At 36.9% G+C, this 274-nt stretch carries 1 protein-coding gene; it reads right to left on the reverse strand.

Features of this window, described 5'->3' with window-relative positions:
* Nucleotides 1-274: stage II sporulation protein P (locus tag AOA62_RS29605; RefSeq protein ID WP_178075666.1), on the reverse strand; the 274-nt coding region annotated here is incomplete at both ends.

A 274-nucleotide genomic window follows, 5' to 3' on the forward strand; every position in this document is an offset into this window, starting at 1 on the left:
AGTTTCTCCGTTTATTTCAACAGTAGTTCTTTCCCGTGGCTGAGAATCCCTATGAATATCAAAGTAATATTCAAACTCTCCATGATCTTCAATGGCTTGGGTTAAAATTTCCCTCGACATGTTATACGATTGACCATACTGCCAACCCCGTTCATTTAACTTTGCATTTATATCACTCTTATCTACTTCCGTTCCAATTCCATATTTTGATAACTCCAATCCAAGTCTTTCACCTACAAGAGTTATGTTAACTGAATCATGGAATGCTCGATTC

It is taken from the genome of Pseudomonas sp. 2995-3, assembly GCF_002742565.1.
Classification (GTDB): Bacteria; Pseudomonadota; Gammaproteobacteria; order Pseudomonadales; family Pseudomonadaceae; genus Aquipseudomonas; species Aquipseudomonas edaphica.